Consider the following 21,636-nt stretch of genomic DNA (forward strand, 5'->3'; position numbering starts at 1 on the left):
TTTTATTCACGGGGTATTGCTGTCAAACATAATAACAGATAAAGTCTATTACGAACTGTGTGTTAAATATTCCTGCAGTTTGGGTTGATAAGTAAGTTAAAACCAGGAGGAGTAGTAAATGACTAGGCTTAATAGTGTAGAGACATATGTAGAACAAAAAGAAAAAATTATTAAGGATATTCATAAAATTTTTGAGCAAACGCCTGAAAAAGAGGAGCGGTCTAGGAGAATTGAAGCATTTAATACACTACTATTACTAGCAACCTGGGCAGAGCCAAAAATTTTAAATGATGAAATTAAAAGATGCTTTGCTGAAAATCAAAATAATAATACTATTGCGCTGATATCCGAGGAACTACGTGAGATAAATCGCTTTTGTGTATCGGATGCAAATATTAATAATAAAAATTATCAAAACCCCAAAACTAGTATTAGTTTTTTTCCACCAGCCTCTACAGAAAATGAAATATTAGGTAAAGCATTAAGCGATATGATTTTTAGGAATACTAAAGATAGTCCAGAAGAAAGAATTAGTTTTGGCCCTGAGCCTTAACAAATTCTTTAAGGGTTTATCATTAAAAGTAATTATTTTAATATTTTGCTTATAAATAGAGTCTTTTAGTAAAAAATTAAGCAAAACTATGATCTTAGGTAATTCGTAACTGTAAGCGCGATAAAAATTTCATATCGCTTAAATTGGTATTGCGGCAATACTTAAATTAGCTCACCACTGTCAAGCAATGCTTAACTAAGGTATTACCTGTTAAAAACAAGCCAATACCTGCTAAGCAAGCTTGATGTAATGCATCAAAATTATTTATATGTAAAATTGATTTGGGGCAAGGCAATTGATTTCCATGAGCAAGCCTCAGAAAATATGTGGGTTTGCAATAGCGTATGAGAAAATAATTTCTAAGCGTAATTTATAATAGCTGGTCATAAAAGCATGCAAATGCTGAAGTATTCAGTGTCTAGTAAGTAATAGTAGCCACTAAACATTTTAATTCTCCTTGGCACTAAATGAAGAAGGGATTTGGCAAGCAGAGCATAAAACTCTATTATTTACCCAGAGCTTTATTAATAAAGTTTAAAGTTTTACAGTAGAGGCTACTATCGGCTCTTCTGGTAAATATAACTTTTTAGCTTGCAGAAAAGATTCAGCAATTTCTGCTACTTCGGTTGGGTTTAATTTAGAGGCATTGACACTTAAAGTATTATTTACTTCAGCTAGAATTTGTTTTGCCATGGGACGAGTATTTTTAAGATAATCTGCAATTCTATAATTAATAACTGCTGCTTGATCATCTTTTCTGCCACGACCTGCTAAGCGCTTCTGCATGACTTCTTCGCTAACATTTAAATCAATAACTGCAGAAGGATGGCCATAAGTTTTTTTAAAAATATTCCACTGGTTTAATGTCCTTGGAAAGCCGTCTAATAATATAGGCTTGGTTTCTTTTAATACATCTGCTTGTTGCATGACCTCAATAATATCTTGATCGTTTAATAATTTACCTTGTTCCATTTGTTGCTTAAAGACTTGTGATTTTGGATGAGTGGGATTATTAATGATGCCTCGTAGGGACTCACCAATTGAAAAGTGATTAATTTTTGGCAAATTTTTTGCTAAAACGCCTTTCCCACTACCAGGTCCGCCCATTAGTAAAATAATTTTAGGTGAAAGTAATTTTGGATTAGTTACTAATTTTGATGAGAAGAACATTTCCGATTCCAATTTTGTTATTTTAAGCGTTATAAAGGACAAAAAGCGAAGATTTGTAAAAAAACCTTCTGCCAGGCCAACGTCCTGTAGCTTGTCTACAGGCAAGCTACAGCATGGTGACTCGATCACTAAATTTTATGCATGAGCCGCAGGACATTGGCAGAGTGTTAAAAGACGTTTCTCACTTTTATCCGGTGCGAGTATTTTTAGTTCAAGTATCAAAACGCAATTAACTAAACTTTTTATAATTTGATATTACGCTTGAAAGGAAATTCGAGTCAATTGAGTTTTGACTTTCAACAGCTTTTTCATTTAAATACTTAACTATATTTCTGTTGGCTGCATAACACTTTTTAAGAGAGCATTTTGTTTTGCAAAATCGATGTAATGCACTGATTTTGTCATAAAGCGTTGCTCACTAAAAACACGCCAATTGATGGTACAGGATTGCTTATTGTTCTCCAGTATATAATAACTATTTAAGCCATCTTTACTGCGTTGGCACATTAATGAGCCTGCATGCATAACCAAGCAAGGATAATGATTATTTTTTTCAATTAATCCCAAGTGGGCATAATGTAGATGCCCGGTGCAGACAATATTAATAGCGCTATCTTTTAAGTAATACAAAAATTCTTGGTCATTTTCTAAAGGTTTATGTAAGCCTTCAAGGTAATCAAAGTTGTGATGAAAGAATAAGATATTTAATTTTTCATCCTCATTATCAAAGTATTGCTTAATTGTTAGTAATAATTTGTGCGTGAGCCTGCCATCTTTAATATAGTAAGGATGAACGCTGTTAACGCCTAAGATTCTAATATCTTGATTGCTGAAAGTTACTGTTAAATCAGGTGTAACATAACGTTTATAATTTTCGAATGGGTAGAGTAGGCGCGCTAAAGTATTATATAGTGGGATATCATGATTGCCAGGTACTATAAATACAGGTTTTGGTAATTGGTTAAAGAATTCTTTAAATTGTTTAAATTGTGAAATTTTAGCACGCTGGGTTAAGTCACCTGAAATAATCATTATATCTGGCTTGTGTGCCATTATATCCTGTATAAATGCAGCTAAAATATGTTCATCATGCATACCAAAGTGCAGATCAGAGATGTGAATTATTTTCATGATTTTTTTACCAGCAAGATAAGAGATTTGGGTAAACTTTTATACGTTAAAGGAGTATTGACTTGTAAGGTATCACCATCTAAAGAAATAGTTACTATTTTTTTACGATGAATAGTCACTTCAATAGGGCCCTTGGTATGTTTGATTTCGAAATTATGTTTTTTCGTAAATAGAGCACGTAAAATTTCAAATAAGCGCAGCTTACCATGTTTAAAATAATACATCCCTAAAATCGCCTCGTTAAAAGTGTCACGCGTGAATGAAAGTGGAAATTCATAAGAGTAAAGATTATTACTAATCATAAAAAAAGACGATTTTAATGAAAGCTTAAAATCAGGACATTTAATGACAAGTGAGTAGGTGCGATGATAAAACAAGGCTTGGATAAAACTTGGAATATAGCTTAACCACTTATTATAAAATTTCGTATAATAATCTCGCCTCTCAGCAAGCTTAGGATAAAACCCTATTGAGGAATTATTAATAAAAATATTGCCATTTATCTCAGCACAATCAATTAAATTAGTGATTTTGTTTTTTATAGCCAACGCTAATTCATCTGCGCTAGATGGTAGATTTAATTCTTTTGCAAAATGATTTAAGGTTCCTAAAGGTAAAACCCCAAGAATAGTTTTAGTGTTAGCACACCATTGCGCTGCCGTTCGAATAGTACCATCGCCACCGCCAACTAATAAAATAGGATAATTTAAGCGGCACTGCTTAATAGTTTGTTCTAAATTTTTTGGGCTTGTTCTATAGAGCTGATAGGTAAGTTGATGCTTAGCCAAACCTTCTAAATAGCTATCTAGTTGATTGGCATTCTTAGCTCGGCTATTCACAATAACAGCAATATCAACCATCAATACTCCAAAAAAATATTTAATGTATTGTATTATAAGATAAGTTAAAGCGTTAAGTTTATTTAATTAGTCTATGTTATAAAACCAATTATCAACAGATTCTAAATTTTGTAGAGTCTTTCTAATTAAGATAATTTTCAAGTTATGCATATCCTGATACCATAAGGCAAAAAATTTCTTAGGAAAATTATGCCATCCTTCGATATTGTTTCAGAGATAAATACTGTTGAATTACGACATGCGGTTGAAAATACTAGCCGTGAAATGGGAACACGATTTGATTTTCGTGGTGTACAATCCAGCGTTGAGCTCAATGATCTAACGGTTACGCTAAAATCTGAGTCAGAATTTCAGGTTCGACAATTAGAAGATATGTTTCGCAACCATTGCACTAAGCGTAATGTTAGTGCAGCGGGTGTAGAGATTGAAGATGAGCCTGTTCATAGTGGCAAAACCTATTCTTTAAATATGAAATTTAAGCAAGGCATAGATCAACCTACCGCTAAAGAAATTATTAAACTCATTAAAGATAGTAAAGTTAAAGTACAAACCTCCATTCAAGGAGAGAAAATACGGGTAACGGGTAAAAAACGCGATGATCTACAAGAAACAATTGCGTTGCTGAAAAAATCAGATATTAAGATACCACTGCAGTATGAGAATTTTAGAGATTAGTATGCTTTATAGTTATCTAGTTAAACAACGATCTTTGCTATTATTCTTTTAATTACAACTGATCATACAAGGGCATCAATTTAAAGATGCTCTTTCCTCGCAAGCAGAAATCTATTTTCATCCAGGCACTATAGCTACATTGAAATAGACTTTCTGAGAGAAGTTGACAAAAATATTCTTAATTTAAAGATATTGCTTAAGCAATTACCTATTTAAACAAGACATTCGCTATCAAACAATTCAATGAAAATAGTTTGCTTTATAAATACCAGATTAATTTTAATTACATTAAAAAAAAATGATTTATCAAGTATTTTTTCTTGCATAAAGTATAATATTATCATCATTTTTCGTTACAACATAAAAGTTTTCTAATATATCATTTAATGGAATTAAATTATTTATTTCAGGTTGAAAGAAAAATGATTCTTGCTGCAATATATTCTTTTTAAGTTTTTCTAAATCTTCCTTTAAAATTATTTCAGCTGAGCCTGGCCCATTTATAGGTGAGGTAAAACCTAATTCGCCATAATAAATAGCTTGGTTACTAGTTAAAATTAATATATTTTTGCTAGGAGAGTTTTTTTTAATAAATTCTAAATTTCTTTTCGTTTCTGTATCGTAATTGTTCTTACTGTAATAATAGGAAAAGTTTTTTTTCGCTGATTGATAGAGCAAAGGTATACCTTTAAAGAACTCTGCTGCAGTAAGGAAAGAAAAAGATAAGATGGGAATAGATAATAATAAATATACTCTTGGTATTAGTTGTAAATAAATTAATCTGAATAAAAAATCAAGCAGGGAAAATGCAATAAAAATAGCTGGCCAAGATACCAAAATAAGTACTTTTACATGGGCCCGACCTTGATAATAGATAAATAAACCTAGCCCTAAAATACTTAAGAAAAAAATAATTTCCCATAATTTGCTACGGCTTTGTCTTTTCCAATTATATAAAGCGCCTACTATACCAAATAAATATATACCATAAATTATTTGCCAAGGATCTGGTGAAAGAGGTAATGGTAACATCATAAAACCAGTTTTATAAAAAATTTTCTGATATTTAAAAAGTTGAGATAAATCTATTCCATGATCTGACTTAATATATAGATAACTAATAAATATAAGAAGCGTAAGCGTCCAAGACGCTATAAGATGCATAATTAGATAAACAGCTCTTTTCTTATTAATTAATACTGACGGGAATAAAATGTAAGAGCCGATGTAGGATAGGAACGCTCCAAAAATAGCAATGCCTGTTTCTAAATTCCAGAGCATAGAAACAGCACTAAATACGCCTATAATTAATGAAAGCTTTTCACTTGGCTTTTGTATTAACCTATATTGTAAAAGAAGAGAAATAGCCGGAAAGAAAAATCGAATTGGATCATATTGAAAATAAGGCTCCCAAACTGCGCTTTTAATAAAATGCCAGGTAAAACCTGTCGTTAAACAAAGCGTTAGACTGTAAAATAAAAAAATATATTTATTTTTTTGTACTTTCCAATAGACAACCAATAAAGATAATAGTGCAGCAAAATGCAGAATGCCCAAAACAAAAGTGTATTTAAAAATACTTAAGCCTATTATTTTAAAAATTGGCGCCAGAATTTCACTATATAACCCATATTGAGCAGGGAGATCGCTAAGAAGCGTTTTACCTGCTACTACTTGTGATAAGCTATAAAAAGTAGCGCAAAAGTGTACTGCCCAAGCAGTAGTTTTATCGACTAAATCTATGTTCACAATTCTAAAAGAGAAGGTTTGAAAAAAAACTAGTAAACAGCTAATAAGGAAGAAAAAAGAAAATAAAAATTTTCGATATTTTAAGTTTAAGTAGAAATTATTTGCTAATAGAAGGATTAATGCGTACCCCCCTATAAATAGAAAAATTATTTTCTTTTTAGAAAGGCTCTTAGGGCTTAGATACATAAAATATTCTGATTTATAAAAGCATATTATTAAAGCAGCAAATATCAATATACAAATTATGTAATTCACAATAATTATATTTTTAAAAGTAATTTTTTTAGTGAAATTTTTTGTAATTAAAATACTGAGATATGCAATAAGCGGCATTAAAAGTAAAGTACAGTTAAATGAAAATTTTTCATTATTTTTAGAATATACTTTCGAGACGTACTGATCTAATAGTAAAGTAGATAAATCTTCATGAATTCCATTATTTGAAGCAAAGAAGCTATATAGGTTATAAACAATAATTGCAAAGAAAACTACTATCAAAGCTGTTAAGTAAAAGGCAGTAAATAAATGTATGATATTTCTACTAAACTGTTGGTTATTGATACCTTTCACCTATATCTCCTAATAAATCTGCAAAAAATACCTATGCTAGCTATCTTTCATTTTAATTAAGCGGTAATAGGTTAAATTTTTGAAAATTGTTTAAATAAAGAATAAACATTGTATTAATCTACTTGATGTAGTCATTAAATACTGCGTTACTGTAGCAGACGATATAATAAATTGTCCTATTATCAGCAGTAAAGAGCAGATTTCATAATTAAAATCTATACTTTGCTTTTAAGTACTCATAACTAATTGCTAGTTATTTGATATTTTGTTTACCATAACTCTAATTTTCTTAACTCTGGCTTTTAATTTAATAATTGAAGAGTATAATTGCTCTAATTTATTAGGATCCTTAGGCAATCTGCAAAGAATAATTAAAGAGATAATAAGTCCATGGAGCATTCATTAAAGTCGTCTCTAAATCAAAGAATGGTTTCTTTTTCGCCTGAAATTGAAGCATTACGAGGGATTGCAGCTATAACCGTTCTACTTGGCCATCTTTATTTAATTATTATTTTGCCATCTTTTCTCCCTACTTATTCAATGAACCCGCCTAAATCTAATTTTCTTAATGTTTTGCTTGGTGGATTGGGCGATCCACAGCCGGCTGTTTTGCTTTTCTTTACAATTAGTGGCTTGGTTTTAGGGCGACAGCTTAGAAAAGAATCTATTACTAGCCTAGTTGATTTTTTAGCTTATCTTGTTAGACGAATTTTTAGACTGATTCCGTTAATGTGGTTCACAACTATTATGGCTTATTTTTTGACTACTCTTGTTAGAGAAGTATCACTTAAGTCTTTATATCATAATCTTTTATTAAAAGACATTAGTCTTAACTTACCACTATGGTCTTTAAAAGTAGAGCTATGTTGTAGTTTCTTTTTTCCATTTATTTTTTTAATTTTTCAATTTGGTGGTAAATTATATAATGCTTTACTTTTTGTAACACTACTGCTTCTTACCTATTTTTATCGAGAGCCCGTTTTTCTACAGTATTTAGTTTTTTTTCATGCAGGTCTTATCGTAGAGCGTATAAGTATTAATGCTCCTAATATACTTTCTAGATCACACGCATTATTTTTGCTTATTGTTGCTATTATTGTAATGCAATTCTCTCCGCAGTTTGGGTTTGGCCCACGCCAATGGGTAGGTTATAACAATTGGCATACATGGATGTTCCCAGAGATTTTCGCATGCTCTTTTATTTTATTGTTTATAAATGCTTGGTCTAATTCTTACGTGCATGGTTTTCTTAATCTACCTTTCATTCGTTTCCTTGGTAAAATTTCTTTTAGTATCTACTTAATCCACTTACCAATCCTCTACTTGCTAATAGCTAAATACCCTATTGCTCTTAATTTAACTAGTCTATTTAGTTTTTTAATTATCTATTTTAGTTTAGTCATTGTAATTGCTGCTTTTATGTTCCATTGGATTGAGAAGCCTTCAAATAAGTTAGGGAGAAAATTAGGTAATTTCATCTTAAATTTAAAGCAACAAGGTGGTGTGCTACTACCGCGTTAAGAACGTTAATGATGTTGCGTTGCTAGTTCTATTAACAGCTAGCTATTTTTCTATAAGTATTTTACTTTAAAATGTTAATTAAAAAAGTTAGCAGAAAGTTAATTAATCAGTGTTTTATAGGGCGGTTAGAACATTAAGTTAGTAGGCAAAGTGGTATTGTTCTAGTGTCGATTTGCGAAATTTAGTTTAGGCTTTGCTAACTTCTCAAGTTTAGCTTAAATTTGTTAAATATAGACTTAACTATTAATAAAAAATAATTTAAAAAGCAATAGGATATAGGCGTTTATAAAAAGAAAGGTATTTATTATCACCCATAAGTTATTATTAATAGTAATTTTTTGTTAGAGCTATTCTACTAGTACATTTTTACTTACTATTGAATCAAATATAGTCGTAGTTGATAGCTTTTTGAAAAATAAATCAGCACCACTTTGAGACCAATGGTTAGAATCGAAATAAGAATACTTTTTCGATTTATAAAATTCACAGCCTTCCATACAAAAAATATTTCTGACATCAACAAATTGAACATTATTTTGCTTAGCTAATTTTTCTACATAATCGTTGTCATTGTCAGCTACCACTTTTGATAGTAAGAATTCATTCATTCCTAATAAGTGATGAGAGCTCTTTACAATAGTATTGATTGATCCGTAAGGGGAGAGGTATAGCTTTGGGCCAAAGAAATAGATAGTTATTTTTTCGTTCTTTTTTCGAAGCTCATTTACTCCTAAAGTGTAATTTTTTTCAACCTCCATACCTGGGCGCCATTGATGTGCATAGATCAAAACGTCTGCTTGCTTAATTTCTTCTGAACTAATCAAATTATTAAAGAATTGATTACAATCTTTTTCTGTAGTTTCAGATCCTTTATTTGCGCTAAAAAATGCTGAACACTCATGAGATGATGCAAAGAACTTTAAACCAATCCGCTTTTCATTTCTCAACGCATGAAGGATATCGTGCGCTTGACTGTCACCAAATACTATAATATTAGTTTTAGTTGGCGAGAAGGGTGCTCCTATTTGTTGTGACTCGTTCCAATATCGATTTCTTTCCTTAAGTAGCTCTTCCTCACTCATCGCTAGGTTCATTCGAGCAGGAAAGCCGCTTTTGACATAAGTATAAAAGCCTATTGAGCCAAGAAGCACTGAGCTTAGGATAAGAGCTATTATTTTTATACTACTTTGAGAACCAAAGCGTATTGGTTTTTCTATTAAGCGATAAGTTAACCATGCAAGTATAAAACTTAGAATGACTGCTACTATGCGAGTACTTACTGAAGGAATTTCTGATTCAACAATCCGCAAATAGGAGAGTATCGGCCAATGCCAAAGGTATAGTGGATAGCTAATTAAGCCAATAAATACTATCAACTGATTTGATAAAATTTTACGATTTACTACTGCCCCAGGCCCAGCTAAAATTAGTAAAAAGGCGCCCATAACAGGGATTAAGGCCCACCAGCCAGGAAATAACTTACTTTTATTTACACTAAAAGTAGCGTAGACGATTAATGAAATGCCAATAAGTGACAAAAGATTTTGCAAAATTTTCTTTTGGTGCATGCCAAAGGGTTGCTGATAGGAAAATAGTTGCAATATTTTTTGCGGTACTTGATTAGTGATAGGTAATAGAGGATTAAACACTTGAAAGTAGGCAAGTAATGAACCTATTAAGAGTTCCCAAAATCTAGTCTGTGGAATAAAAAAAGTTTTTAATGTATTTTCACCTACTCCAATAATGTTTAAGCTAAATGATAATATGCTTCCAATAATAATAAATCCTATAAGTGTATTTGAGCTAAATCGCCAAACAAGGAAAATTATTAAAGGATAAATAATATAAAATTGCTCTTCGATAGCTAAAGACCATAAGTGCATTAGTGGCTTAAGTTCAGATGCTGTATCAAAGTATCCAGCTTCTCGCCAAAGTACCAAATTTTGGATAAAACTTGTTCCTGCAGCTATATGCTTTCCCAGCTGCTTAAATTCTTCAGGCAATAAAGTAAACCATCCAAAAAGATAGCACACCAGTAAAACAATAATTAAAGCCGGAAAAATACGTTTAATACGATGTGTATAAAATTTTATGAAACAAAAGTTATTACCCTGTATATTTTTAAAAATAATGGTTGATATTAAAAATCCAGAAATTACAAAAAAAACATCAACACCAACAAATCCACCTTGCAGAAAAGTTGGAAAAGCATGAAATAAGACAACCGAAAGAATAGCTAACGCCCGAAGGCCATCGATATCTGGGCGATAAGAAGGTTGGGTTTTATAGTCTTTTAGAGAAGATATAGCCGTATTTATATTTACTTTGTTCATCTTAAAGCCATTTACCTGCATTAAAATTCAAATTAGTGAAAAGGTTTACAAGCCTTATAGTACGCATCATGCGCTTAGATAAAAATTTTGTAGTATTCGTGACTGAAAGATCACGTAATTTATTGATGAGAGTATAATTATTTCTATTAATAACGTAGATTTTTCCCAACCAATTGTAAAATAGAAAGCTAGACAGTATTAATAATAAGGGTTTTAAGGATAGATAATTAGAAAAATACAGGTAATAGCGGGAATAAAAAATAAAGAAGAAAACCATGCCTTATGCCTAACTATTAATATTATTTTTATTAAAATAAATAATAAATTAAAATTATAATAATAACATCCTCTATAAATAATTAATTAAGTTTATTTACGTTATTTGTAATTAATTTTCCAAGTCGTTTAAAATAGTTTTTGCTATCCGACTTTAATGCTTACCCAATGACCACGCCTGAAGTTTAGGTTTTGATTAGTACCTTAAATACAGGTAATCAATTACATAAGTAGCTAAGGCTACCCTAAATACGTTGAGGTTATAATAAGTGCTATCTTTTATTCAATAGAATTTTTATACTTGAGATATTAAAAATGATTCTAATGATATTGCTGCTAATCAGTTAATTTTATGGTTTATTTTTTCCTAATAAATTCAGCCTTTTATTTAAACAAATTTTAAACAGTTTTTATCGAGATAGCTTTTGACACCAAAAGCCAACCCAAGTATGCTGTATGGCGTGGAGTATTAGTTGAGTATTATAAATAATATATGCTCATTACTTGCTACTATAGGTCGTATGATAAAGGTCTAATATCTAAGAGGAGTGCTTTAGTTCTTTATAGACAGCGTTAGATTAATTTCCATTTAAAAAAGTTTATTATATTTAACTATGAATTTTATTGCTGTGTTAAGTATTTAAAAAAATTTAATAATTAACTAAATAAATTTGGTTGCTAATATAAATAACATGTTTAAATTTCTTTAGAATATAAAAGTGAGCTGTCAACCGACAAGCGCTTATATTTACTTTAGATAAAAAATGCTTTATAAGCAGCCTAATTACCTGATCAAGTAAAATAATTAAAGGTGTTTAATGAAAGCAACCCGCTTAAGCATACCTGATGTAATGGTATTAGAGCCACAAATTTTTAGTGATGATCGTGGCTTTTTTTTTGAAAGTTTCAATGAGCGTCATTTTGAGGAAATTACAGGTATTAATACGCATTTTGTTCAAGATAATCATTCTTGTTCAACTAAAGGTATACTGCGCGGATTACACTATCAGATTCAACAACCGCAAGGAAAGCTAGTGCGTGTTGTTTCAGGTGTTATTTTTGATGTAGCTGTTGATCTTCGTCAATCGTCATCTACGTTTGGTCAATGGGTTGGTGAAATAATTAGTGCCGATAACAAAAAACAATTTTGGGTTCCAATTGGTTTTGCGCATGGCTTTGTAGTTCTTTCAGATAAAGCTGAAGTTTTATATAAAACAACGGATTACTGGGCGCCTCAGCACGAGCGTTGTATAATTTGGAATGATCCTGATATATCTATTCAATGGCCTATTTCAAACTTGCCCCAACTTTCAGCTAAAGATCAGCAAGGTTTAGCATTTAATCAAGCAGCGTTATTTACATGAAAAACTTTAATACCTCATTACGAGAAATGTTTGCCAGCCTTTATCGTAATAGAGAGCTTATTCTTGTTTTAATTAAACGAGAAATAGGAACTCGCTATCGAGGCTCAGTATTAGGAATGATATGGTCTTTTCTCTATCCTATCATTATGCTAGCTATTTATACCTTTGTATTTAGTATCGTTTTTAAAGCACGCTGGAATACAGGAAGCGATTCAAAAACGGAATTTGCTTTAGTTCTTTTTGCTGGCTTAATGGTTTTTAATTTATTTTCTGACTGTATTAATCGGGCTTCTACACTTATTTTAACAAATGCTAATTATGTTAAGAAGATAGTTTTTCCCTTAGAAATCCTCCCTTGGGTTACTTTGGGCGCAGCCTTATTTCAGGCATTTGTTAGTTTTTTAGTTTGGTTGGCCTTCTATCTTGTCTTTTTTGGCACACCGAATCCTACCATATTCTTTTTGCCTTTGATTATTCTTCCCATTTTATTTATTACAATGGGCTTAAACTGGTTTATTGCTTCACTTGGGGTATTTCTTAGAGATGTCAGCCAACTAGTAGCTATTATTACAACCGTACTCATGTTTCTTTCACCTATTTTTTATCCTTTATCAGCTCTACCAGTTAACTATCGTTACTTGCTGCAATTTAACCCATTAACACCCGCTATTGAGGGCGTAAGAAGTGTGCTATTCTGGGGGAATATACCGAATATAAAGCTATATGGAATTTATTTACTTGTATCACTAGCTTTTTCTTGGATAGGATTTATATGGTTTCAGAAAACAAGAAAAGGGTTTGCTGATGTCCTCTAATGATTGGCGTATCCGTGTTAATAATATAAATAAATGCTATCAAATTTATAACACTGCAAGTGATAGGCTTAAGCAATTTTTAATACCAAAATTGGTCAAGCTTATTCCTGGCTTTAAATTTTTTACTTCTAACAATCAGTTATCTAGCTTCTATAAAGAATTCTGGGCTCTCAAAGACATATCTCTGGAAGTAAAAGCAGGTGAAACAGTTGGTATTATTGGAAGTAATGGCAGTGGTAAATCGACGCTATTGCAAATTATTTGTGGTACGCTTAACCCTACTAGTGGCCATGTTGAAACCCAAGGCCGTATTGCCGCTTTACTTGAACTTGGAACAGGTTTTAATCCGGAGTTTACTGGCCGTGAAAATATTTATTTAAATGCAGCCTTGTTGGGACTATCAAAAGCTGAAATAGATAATCGTTTTGACGATATTGCTGACTTTGCTGATTTAGGACAATTTTTAGAGCAGCCAGTGAAAACCTACTCTAGTGGTATGGTCGTAAAGTTAGCATTTGCAGTACAAGCGCAGGTAGAGCCAGATATTTTAATCGTAGATGAGGCTTTAGCAGTAGGTGATGCTAAGTTTCAGGCAAAATGCTTTGCTCGCTTAAAGCAATTAAAAGAGAAAGGTACTAGCATTTTATTAGTAACTCACTCAAGCGAGCAGATTGTAGCTCATTGCTCACGAGCTATTTTATTAAATCAAGGTGTAATTTTAGAAACTGGTGAACCACGTTATATTGTCAATTGCTACCTGGATTTATTATTTGGTAAAAAGGGCGAAGCAGCCCTGTTATCAGAAGGCAATGCCGATAAAGCACTGCCTAAACAGGCAACATATAACTTAAATTATTCTTCAGATACTTTTTGTACAAGGCCTGGCTATAATCCACATGAATATCGTTGGGGCGATGGAAAAGCTAAGATTCTAGATTTCTATCTAGAAGCTGATAAAGCGCCTTACCCTGCTTCAATAATGCCTGGTCAATTAATTAAATTAGTTGTCTCCTATCAGTTTTTAGCAAATCTTTTGTGTCCTATTTTGGGTATCACCATTAAAACGAAAGAAGGTCTTACTGTGTTTGGCGCTAATACTGAAATGATTGATCTAGTTGAATTTAGAAAATTAGGCAAAAGTGGCCAAGTAAGTCATTCAGAAGCTACGTTTCGTTGTTCACTAGGCGCTGGTGATTATTTTATTTCTTTAGGAATTGCAACGCGAGAAGGTGAAGAGATTATTCCGCACGATAGGCGCTACGATGCTATTCATTTACAAGTATTACCTTGTAAAAAGTTTTTTGGACTTGTTAATTTAGATTTTAAGCTAACTACGCAGGAAATTTCATGAAATCGCTACTTACACAAGCAGGTTATATCCTTCACTCTGATACACAGGTTTGGTCATTCCCTGATTATAATAGTATCGATTATAGTGATGGTGACGAAGTTGAACAGAGATTAGCAACTGTCATTGCGCAAGCAAAGGATATTACAGTACTTTCAAATGAGTTACGCCAATATCAACAAGATTGGCCATCCATTTATCATCTCAGTAGTTCTAGAGCTAATATTTTACGGCCTTTTAAAGACCTTTTATTAAATGCTGATGTATTGGAAATTGGGGCAGGTTGTGGCGCTATAACCCGTTACTTAGGTGAGTGTGGCGCTAATGTTTTAGCGCTTGAAGGTACACTTAGACGCGCTGCGATTGCACGCTCTCGTACCCGTGATCTTCCTAACGTAGAGGTTGTAACAAATAAATTCGACCAATTTGGCTGGTGTCAAAAATTTGATATTATAACCCTTATTGGTGTGCTGGAATACGCAACTATTTTTATGCCTGGTGAAAACCCTGCTTTAGCGATGTTACAACAAGCTTTAGGAATGCTAAAACCGAATGGTAAGTTAATTATAGCAATCGAAAATCAGCTAGGACTTAAATATTTTGCTGCTGCACCGGAAGATCATATCGGTAAGTCAATGTATGGTATTGAATCCCAATATCGAAAAGGGGAGGTTCAAACATATGGTTACAGCACTTTAAAAAGGCTTTTACAACAAGCCGGTTTCGCAGGATCAGATTTCTTCGCTCCATTTCCAGATTATAAATTGCCTATTTCTATTGTTTCTGAAGCAGGATTTAATTGCTCTAGCTTCAATTCAGTTGATTTAATCTCTGGCACTGTACGACATGATTTACAACTACCCTTTTTCCTCGCATTCTCACCGGAATTAGCTTGGCATACTATCATACAAAATGATCTCGCTCTTGATATGACAAACTCATTTTTGATTCTGGCGCATAATACTGAGAAGAAAGTTTTTAGACCAGACATTCTCGCTTACCACTATAGTACGCAACGCGTAAGTCAATTTTGTAAAGAGACAATTTTTGTAAAAAATGAAACAGATATTATTGAGCTTCACTATAATTTATTAAAAAACAGTTCTTCTAAAGCGTTGCATAAAGGGAAATTAATACAGTTTACATTGTCTCCACGAGCTGACTACGTAAATGGTACATTGTTAGCCAGAGAGCTTATTAAGATTGTTACACGTGACGGTTGGAATATTAATCAAGTAGGCACCTTTTTACATCGGTATTGGAGTATTTTAGTAACACTTATAACAGAGGGTAATTGTAATATAGCTAAGAGTAAATTGACCTTTTCACTGGATACATTGTTACCTGGAGAGTGCTTTGATTTAAGCCCACAAAATATAGTAATTGATAAAGATGGCAAACCACATGCAATAGATAAAGAATGGACTTGGAATGAGCCTATCGCTTTAGGATTCGTGTTATTTCGCTGTTTGTTAATGCTAATTCATTCTGTCTCACGTTTTGGTATTACTAATCCTGTTCTTCCCACGTATAAGAGTTTTATTTTAGCGGCATATGAGGCAGCAGGATTTAAAATAAGTAATGATGATATTAAAGATTATTGGGAAATAGAAAATGCTGTTCAAAGTGAAATAGTAGGTGATTTAATTAAACGCTCTGATATTAATTGGCTGAGTTCCCCTCTTCGTGTCTTTAATTTACATCAAATTTTATTAGAGAAAAATAGTAATATTTTAAATTTAAATGAGGTTTTTGTAGAGCAAGATAATAATATCGCTAAGTTAAAGCAAATTTCCATGGGCCAAGATAATAATATCACTAACTTAAAGCAAGCTCTCTTAGAGAGCAATGATGTCATAGCTAATTTAAATCAAACCCTACTTGAACGAGATAATGACATAGTTAACTTAAATCAGACTATTTCATTATTAAATGAAGAAATTAATGCCTTAAAATTTAGCGTTAGGCAATATGCACAATCTAGGAGCTGGCGTTTAACTAAACCTATACGATTACTTATGCAAAAGATTAAAGGGAGTTAACTTTAAAAGTAGTTCTAAGTTAATTCATAATTCTGAAAATAACTAAGGTAGTTATAACCTAGTAGCATTATGAAGGTCTTTAAAAGTTATCTCTTTTAAGAAGAAGGAAATTTTAGCGGAGAGGTTAGCTATAAATAACTTAGGGAATATAATGGACTCTGTAGATAAAGATAAGCAAGCTCGTACTATACAGCCGGCTACTATTAACAATTTAGATAATTTTCGACAGTTACTTATTAAAACAAGTAATAATAATTCAAGTCATGAAGAATGTCGAATTGAGACGGTATCTATGAATACATTTAATTTAGAAAAAGTTGATCTAATTAAAGCTAATACTGAAAAAACTGCTGCATTAACTCAAAATAAATTAAATTATCAACAATTATTGGATGAGCGTGATGAGCAAATAAAAAATTATATAAAAGAAATAAAGAAGTTAGAGTTACAGTCTAATGAAATGTCTGAAGAAATACAAAATATTTATTTGTCAAACTCGTGGCGTATTACGAAGCCATTAAGATTTCTATCGCAAAAAAAATCACAGCTTATAAATTTTATTTACTCTTATCTAAAGTACATTTTACAGTTTAAAAGCATAAGCGCGGATAAAATTATTCCCGAGTTAGAAACGCAAACTATAGCGTCGGAGGAAATTTCAAACCTATTGCTTTTACTCGATGCTACTGAGAATGATAAAGTATTTTTGCCGCACTATTTAGGTGTACATATCTATGTTAACAATAATAGTGAACAGCTTGCTGAAATGGCTCTTTATCTTAAAAATATTCCTATACCTTTTTCTCTCTATATTACTACCGATTCTAATAGCAGCGTAAAATTAATCAAAGAAGTTTTTTCTAATATAAATGATTACTGCAAATTAGAAGAAATAATTGTTTTTCAGCCTATCGAAGGCGAACTATTCTCCATGTTTTCAGCATTTAAAGATAAGCTAAATCAACATGACATTATCTTACATCTACAAACTCATACCAAGTCTTTTATAAGTAGTTTATGGACTTTAGAAATAAATGGCTGGTGGCGATATTTAATGGAGTCATTATTAGGTGATGAAAAATATATTAATACGATATTACAGCAATTTATACAAGATGAAAAACTTGGCGTTATTTTCCCTCAACCCTATAAAGAAATTAAGGATTATGTATCGAAAAAAGAAAATTTATATCTTCAGAAATTTTCAAGTATTCTAAACAAAGATAATATTCATAAAAGCTTAAGTTTTTTTGGTGGTATGTTTTGGTTTCGTAGTGAATTAATCGAGCAGGTTTCTCAAACAAGTCTACCAATTGAAAAAACTGAAGTTACTGAATTATTGAGTAATTCAAGAGTCACCCACGAAGAAATATTTCCCTTTATTGCGGATCAATGCGGCATGCAAGCTAAGCCTTACTCGCTAACTTCTTTTTTGTCACCTGAATCTCATGCTCATCAATTTAATTTGTTTAGAATTTATCTTAAAAGAAAGTTAATTAAAAATGCTATTATTTTCTTCGATCATAATCTGGGCGGGGGAACCAATATTTATACGCGGGCTTTCATTAAAGAAGCATTTGAAAAGAATTTCTCCATTATAAGGATTTATAATTTTCAAGGAATTTGGTTTCTGCAATGGCTGGCAAATAATGATGCAATGCTTTTTTATACTAAATACTTTGAGGAGTTATTTAATAATTTAGAGTTTATTCCAGCGACCAGCATAGTTGTAAATTCATTATATGGTTTCCCTCAAGTAGCGGAAAGTATAAAGAATATCATAGCGCTTACAAAAAAAATAAATGCACCCATTGAAATTAAAATGCATGATTATTTTACTTTATGCCCGTCACCGCATCTAGTCAATATGAGTGGGCAATATTGTGAAGTTCCCCAGGATGCAACAATTTGTAGCCAGTGTTTGAAAGGTAACCTAAGCTGGTATCCGGCTTGGTATCCTCGAAAGGAACAACCTAAAGATATAATAAATTGGCGGCAACCTTTTTTAGATTTATTAGCAGCTGCTTCTATACTTACTTTTTTTGATCAAGCTTCTGTTGATATTTTTCGCCGTGCTTTTCATATAGAAAGTCAGAAAATACGTATTGTCCCACATGAAATTGATTATTTTGTATGGAATAAACCAATTGCGCTAGAGGGCCCATTGCACATTGGTATTTTAGGTACTTTAAATTCAATTAAAGGCTCTAGCATTGTACAAGAGTTAGGACACTATATTAGCACTAATCATTTATCAACAAAGATAACTGTTGTGGGTCCATCGGTAGAGCTGCTACCAGAAATAACTATTTATGGACCTTATGAACCAAATCAGTTACCCTCTATCATTGAAAAAAACAAGATCAATGTTGTTCTGGTACCTTCTATAGTTCCGGAAACCTTTGGATACACTATTTCAGAAGCTATAAAAATGAAGCTGCCAATTGTAGCGTTTGACTTAGGTGCTCAAGGAAATCGCGTTAAACATTATAAGTGGGGCAAGGTTATCCCTCTAGGTTCTTCAGCAGAAACAATACTTCAGGCAGCTGAAACTGTCTTAAAATTGGCAAAGGGGTCAATATAATGCTTGTTTATACTTCTATAACTAAAAGTTACCTTCCTAAGGCAAGAATTTTAGCTAAATCAGTTAAGCGGTTTCATCCAGATTGGCAATTTGTGCTGCTTTATTCAGATGACCTACCTAGAGGTTTTGATCTTAATAAAGAGCCATTTGACGAAATAATAACAGTAGAGCAACTTGGCTTTTCAAATTGCAAGGCTTGGGTATTTGGTCATGCTTTAGTAGAGCTTTGCACAGCAGTAAAAGGGCCAGCAGCTAAAGTATTTGCTCAGCGTCCCGACGTTGATAAAATTATGTATCTTGACCCGGATATTAAAGTATTTAATTCTTTATCTCCTTTGGAATCCTTACTAAACCAACATGAGATTATACTTACCCCACATTTGCTTGAAACTGAAGAAGGCCTACCAGAAAATGAGATGGCTGCTTTAAAGCATGGTATCTACAACCTTGGTTTTTTTGCGGCTAGAACGTCTGGTCAAGGGCTTGCTTTTATTCATTGGTGGGCTGAACGATTATCTCACTTTTGTCGTGATGATATTCCGTCGGGGCTATTTACAGATCAACGTTGGTGTGATCTTGCTCCCGCTTTTTTTAGTAACCTTGGTATTGTTAGAGATCACGGCTGTAATGTAGCAACGTGGAATATTGCAAAACGTCCTCTTTCTCTGAATGAGGATGGTATAATTTTAGCAGGCAATACGCCATTGCGCTTTTATCATTTTACAGGATACGACAATGGCAGTGGTTTTACCATGTTGATGAAATATGCTTCTAAGCAAGTCACAGCGCACAAATTATGGGAGCAATACGGTAAAGAGTTGCTAGCAGAAGGGCATGGAAAAGATTATTATAAGGGCTGGTTTTACGGACAATTTGACAATGGAGAGGCTATTCCGCCTGAAGCTCGCAAGCTTTATCGAGCTAGGCAAGATTTACAACAAGCATTTCCTAATCCGTTTAGTATTGATGAGCCATGCTACTTAAGTTGGTGGAAAGCTGAAATTAATCTAAATAATAAAAATGTGCTAGAACCTGTTACTGTTGCAAAGTCTAACAGATTTAAAAAAATTATTACCAATTTTTCCTCACGTCGTACAGGATTAAATTTACTTAAGTCAGCGATGATTATTTTGAAAAATGAAGGATTTTTTGCTCTAATGCGACGTATACGTAATTATTCATAAAATAAGTTTACTATTTAACATCTATTAATAAGGAATATTAACTTAAATGCAAGAAGTGTTACAAAAGTCAGTGCCATCAATATGGAGCTTAGAAAAAGTTATAGGTGTTATAAGGGCAAGCTCTTTTATTCTGATTCCTTTATTTGCCACATTAGGAATTGTAGCAATATTTTATCCAGGTTTTATGACATATGATACGATCCATGCTCTAAAAAGTGCAAGAGAGGGCATTACGGATTCAGTATGGCCACCAATGGTTAGTTATGTGTGGCGTTTTGTTGATTTAATATCTTTAAATCCATCTGCTATGCATTTTTCACAAGTATTATTACTCCTTGCTTCAATTTTCTATATTGTTTATTTCTTTACAAAGAAAGTAGTATATGCAGCCATAGTTATGGTAGTTTATCTATGTATACCAGCTATATTAGGGACTATTGCAGCTATTTGGAAAGATGTTTTAATGGCTGCTTTCTTTCTAGCTGGATTTGCTATTAGCATTTCTTTGCCTAAGATAGTAAGTAAATGGGTTTTTAATTTTTTATTATTAGCAGCTCTTTTTCTTTTATTTTTAGGAATATGTACAAGGCATAATGCTATCGCTGGCGCAGTGCCTTTGTTATTTTATTTAGCTTTTACGCTATGTAGGCGATACTTAAAAAATCTTACTTCCTTAGGGCTAGGCACATTTATAGTAGGCTCTGTTTTAATTTTAGCCACTTTTATACTAAAGGTGCAATTAGATAATTTTTCTCTCCCCGATTTTAAGAGGTTACCTAATAGTAGTGCGGCATTTATTAAATCTATACAACCTTATGACATTGCTGGTGCTAGCATCTGTGTTGGGCGAAACCTATTTGAAGATATAAAACCTAATTGGTCACTTAGTAAAATAAAAGAGGAATATGATCCACGGCATATAAGCCTTGCAGGCAAAACACTGAACCAAATGATGTGGAAAGAGGAGAGAATTCAACAGATCTGGTTAACTACATTAATTGAGCATCCTTTTTGCTTTTTTTATCATAAATGGCAGTTAACGAAATATCTTATAAGTGCTAATATCGGGGCGCCATTTATAATTACACTCCCCGCCATCGCAAAAAACGACTATGGATATAGTTTAAGTCCTTCTTTGATGCGTGACCAGATCGTTCATTATATAATGAATAGTTCTGAATTATTTTTTGTAAAACCGTGGTTTTTATATTGTTTAGCACTCACTATTCTTGCCTATGGACTTTTTCAAAGGCTATTGACTTTTGATTACTTAGTAATCTTATTATCTGGCATGTTTTATTTAATAAGCCTAATTATGTTTGGCAATGCGGCAGATGCAAGACTACCTTTTTACACAACAACCGTTGTTCTAATATTTATATTTAGTGCGCTTTATAAATGGCTAAGAAATTTGTTCACTAAACGATTACTATTTTCCTAATTTAAGTTCTAAGAATTTGA

15 protein-coding genes are annotated in these 21,636 nt (G+C 32.4%); 10 read left to right on the forward strand and 5 right to left on the reverse strand.

Annotation, left to right across the window (positions count from 1 at the left end):
* Positions 1–118: 118 nt before the first annotated feature.
* Positions 119–553 (forward strand): hypothetical protein, encoded by a 435-nt coding sequence (locus tag ACNVED_RS01170; RefSeq protein WP_419419947.1) that lies wholly within the window; start codon positions 119–121, stop codon positions 551–553.
* A gap of 534 nt (positions 554–1,087) precedes the next feature.
* On the opposite strand, the gene ACNVED_RS01175 is transcribed toward ACNVED_RS01170, so the two are convergent.
* The 3 genes from ACNVED_RS01175 to ACNVED_RS01185 all read right to left on the reverse strand — a co-directional run bounded on the left by ACNVED_RS01175 (position 1,088) and on the right by ACNVED_RS01185 (position 3,714).
* On the reverse strand, positions 1,088–1,723 hold the full coding sequence (locus tag ACNVED_RS01175) for a nucleoside monophosphate kinase (protein ID WP_419419948.1): 636 nt from the start codon (positions 1,721–1,723) through the stop codon (positions 1,088–1,090).
* Between the two features lie 324 nt (positions 1,724–2,047).
* Positions 2,048–2,854, reverse strand: coding sequence for a metallophosphoesterase family protein (locus ACNVED_RS01180; protein WP_419419949.1), 807 nt, complete (start codon positions 2,852–2,854; stop codon positions 2,048–2,050).
* Entirely contained in the window at positions 2,851–3,714 is an 864-nt protein-coding gene (locus tag ACNVED_RS01185; RefSeq protein WP_419419950.1) for a diacylglycerol/lipid kinase family protein, read from the reverse strand. Before ACNVED_RS01185 ends, ACNVED_RS01180 begins: the two co-directional genes overlap by 4 nt.
* A 189-nt stretch (positions 3,715–3,903) precedes the next feature.
* Between ACNVED_RS01185 and ACNVED_RS01190 the strand changes: the two genes are divergently transcribed.
* A complete protein-coding gene (locus tag ACNVED_RS01190) occupies positions 3,904–4,389 on the forward strand; it encodes a YajQ family cyclic di-GMP-binding protein (RefSeq protein ID WP_419419951.1) in 486 nt (161 codons plus the stop codon).
* A 306-nt stretch (positions 4,390–4,695) separates the two neighbouring features.
* Here the strand turns inward: ACNVED_RS01190 and ACNVED_RS01195 are convergent, their stop codons facing one another.
* Positions 4,696–6,138, reverse strand: a complete 1,443-nt coding sequence (locus tag ACNVED_RS01195; RefSeq protein ID WP_419419952.1) for a hypothetical protein — start codon at positions 6,136–6,138, stop codon at positions 4,696–4,698.
* A 960-nt stretch (positions 6,139–7,098) separates the two neighbouring features.
* On the opposite strand from ACNVED_RS01195, the gene ACNVED_RS01200 reads away from it, so the two are divergent.
* The gene (locus tag ACNVED_RS01200) at positions 7,099–8,229 is read left to right on the forward strand and encodes an acyltransferase family protein (RefSeq protein WP_419419953.1); all 1,131 of its coding nucleotides are present in this window, start codon (positions 7,099–7,101) and stop codon (positions 8,227–8,229) included.
* A 347-nt stretch (positions 8,230–8,576) separates the two neighbouring features.
* Here the strand turns inward: ACNVED_RS01200 and ACNVED_RS01205 are convergent, their stop codons facing one another.
* The gene (locus ACNVED_RS01205; protein ID WP_419419954.1) at positions 8,577–10,562 is read right to left on the reverse strand and encodes an acyltransferase family protein; all 1,986 of its coding nucleotides are present in this window, start codon (positions 10,560–10,562) and stop codon (positions 8,577–8,579) included.
* A gap of 1,094 nt (positions 10,563–11,656) precedes the next feature.
* Here ACNVED_RS01205 and rfbC point away from each other — a divergent pair.
* The 7 genes from rfbC to ACNVED_RS01240 all read left to right on the forward strand — a co-directional run bounded on the left by rfbC (position 11,657) and on the right by ACNVED_RS01240 (position 21,616).
* On the forward strand, positions 11,657–12,202 hold the full coding sequence (gene rfbC / locus ACNVED_RS01210; RefSeq protein WP_419419955.1) for a dTDP-4-dehydrorhamnose 3,5-epimerase: 546 nt from the start codon (positions 11,657–11,659) through the stop codon (positions 12,200–12,202).
* Positions 12,199–13,017 (forward strand): ABC transporter permease, encoded by an 819-nt coding sequence (locus tag ACNVED_RS01215; protein ID WP_419419956.1) that lies wholly within the window; start codon positions 12,199–12,201, stop codon positions 13,015–13,017. The genes rfbC and ACNVED_RS01215 overlap by 4 nt, the downstream gene beginning before the upstream one ends.
* Positions 13,007–14,368, forward strand: a complete 1,362-nt coding sequence (locus ACNVED_RS01220; RefSeq protein WP_419419957.1) for an ABC transporter ATP-binding protein — start codon at positions 13,007–13,009, stop codon at positions 14,366–14,368. The genes ACNVED_RS01215 and ACNVED_RS01220 overlap by 11 nt, the downstream gene beginning before the upstream one ends.
* Positions 14,365–16,407: a methyltransferase domain-containing protein gene (locus tag ACNVED_RS01225; protein WP_419419958.1), complete on the forward strand. Its 2,043-nt coding sequence runs from the start codon at positions 14,365–14,367 to the stop codon at positions 16,405–16,407. Before ACNVED_RS01220 ends, ACNVED_RS01225 begins: the two co-directional genes overlap by 4 nt.
* A gap of 151 nt (positions 16,408–16,558) precedes the next feature.
* Complete coding sequence (locus tag ACNVED_RS01230; protein ID WP_419419959.1) at positions 16,559–18,991, forward strand: rhamnan synthesis F family protein; 2,433 nt, start codon at positions 16,559–16,561, stop codon at positions 18,989–18,991.
* Entirely contained in the window at positions 18,991–20,175 is a 1,185-nt protein-coding gene (locus ACNVED_RS01235) for a hypothetical protein (protein WP_419419960.1), read from the forward strand. Before ACNVED_RS01230 ends, ACNVED_RS01235 begins: the two co-directional genes overlap by 1 nt.
* Positions 20,176–20,221: 46 nt before the next feature.
* Positions 20,222–21,616, forward strand: coding sequence for a hypothetical protein (locus ACNVED_RS01240; protein WP_419419961.1), 1,395 nt, complete (start codon positions 20,222–20,224; stop codon positions 21,614–21,616).
* The last annotated feature ends 20 nt before the right edge of the window (positions 21,617–21,636 follow it).

It is taken from the genome of Legionella sp. D16C41, from assembly GCF_048541585.1.
Lineage (GTDB): Bacteria > Pseudomonadota > Gammaproteobacteria > Legionellales > Legionellaceae > Legionella_C.